At 72.0% G+C, this 1,138-nt stretch carries 2 protein-coding genes; one reads left to right on the top strand and one right to left on the bottom strand.

Going from position 1 to position 1,138, the window contains the following annotated elements:
• On the top strand, positions 1-634 hold a 634-nt coding region (locus tag GKQ77_RS32945; RefSeq protein ID WP_219692810.1), incomplete at its 5' end, for an MmyB family transcriptional regulator.
• 6 nt (positions 635-640) lie between these two features.
• Here the strand turns inward: GKQ77_RS32945 and GKQ77_RS32940 are convergent.
• Positions 641-1,138 (bottom strand): alpha/beta hydrolase (locus GKQ77_RS32940; protein ID WP_219692809.1); only part of this gene is annotated, 498 nt, incomplete at its 5' end.

The following is a 1,138-nucleotide window of genomic DNA, read 5'->3' as shown; positions in this document are numbered from 1 at the left end:
CTCCCTGGCCCGCGCCCTGCGCCTGTCGGGCGACGCCCACGACCGCCTGCACGAGCTGGCCGAACTCGCCTCGGGCCGCCTCACGGAGCCGCACCCCACCGCCGACGACACGGTCCGCGAGTCCACCGCGCGCATGCTGGACGCGCTGGCCCCGCTGCCCGCGTACGTCGTGAGCAGGCACAGCTACCTGCTGGCCGCCAACGCCCCCGCCCGGGCCCTGCTCCCGGGCCTGTGGGAGTGGCCCCCCGAGCAGCGCAACGTCACCCGCTACCTCTTCCTGCACCCCGTGGGCCGCACGCTCTACCAGCCCTGGGAGGAGACGGTCGCCACGTCGGTGGCCCACCTGCGCGCGGTCGGCGGCACGGACACGGACTCGCCGCGCCTGACCAACCTTGTCGGCGAACTCCTCCTGAAATCACCGGACTTCGCCCGGATCTGGGAGCGTTACGACGTACGGGAACGCGGCGGCGGCACCAAGTCCTTCGCGCATCCGAAGGTCGGCGCGATGACCCTCACGTACGAAGTGCTGAAGCTGGCGCGGACGGGCGGCCAGCGCATGGTGGTCTACCAGGCCAAGGAGGGCACGCGCGACGAGGCGGCGATGCTGGCCCTCACCTCGCCGGCACACCCCTGACGGGGCTCACTCGGCGGTCCGGCTGTCCAGCCCGCAAGAGCTCCCGCTCTTCGGCATCTCCCCGTACAGCAGGAACCCGTCCACCTTGTCCTGCACGCACTTGGACCCGAGGTAACCGGTGTGCCCGTCACCCTTGTTGTCCAGGACGACGGCCTGCGGGCCGAGGCGGCGCGCGGTCTCCTCCGTCCAGCGGTAGGGCGTCGCGGGGTCGCCGCGCGTACCGACGAGCAGCAGCTTCGGCGACTTCAGGTCCCGCACGTCCTCGCGGATGTAGCGGGTCCCCGGAGGCCGCCCGAAGCAGAGCAGCACCGGCATCAGCATCGACTTGCCGAAGACGGGCGACGCCTCCTCGAACTCCTCCTGGAGCCTGCCCACTTCCTTTTCTATCCGCGCGGCACCGGGCCGGTCGGGGTCGTCGGCGCAGTTCACGGCCATGAGGGCGGCGGACATGTTGTCCATGGGCACCTCTTCACCCGCCACACCCGCGCCGCCGCCTCCCGTGCC

Origin of the sequence: Streptomyces anatolicus (genome assembly GCF_019400875.1) — a bacterium.
GTDB lineage: Bacteria > Actinomycetota > Actinomycetes > Streptomycetales > Streptomycetaceae > Streptomyces > Streptomyces anatolicus.
This window is presented reverse-complemented; position numbering and strand designations above follow the sequence as displayed.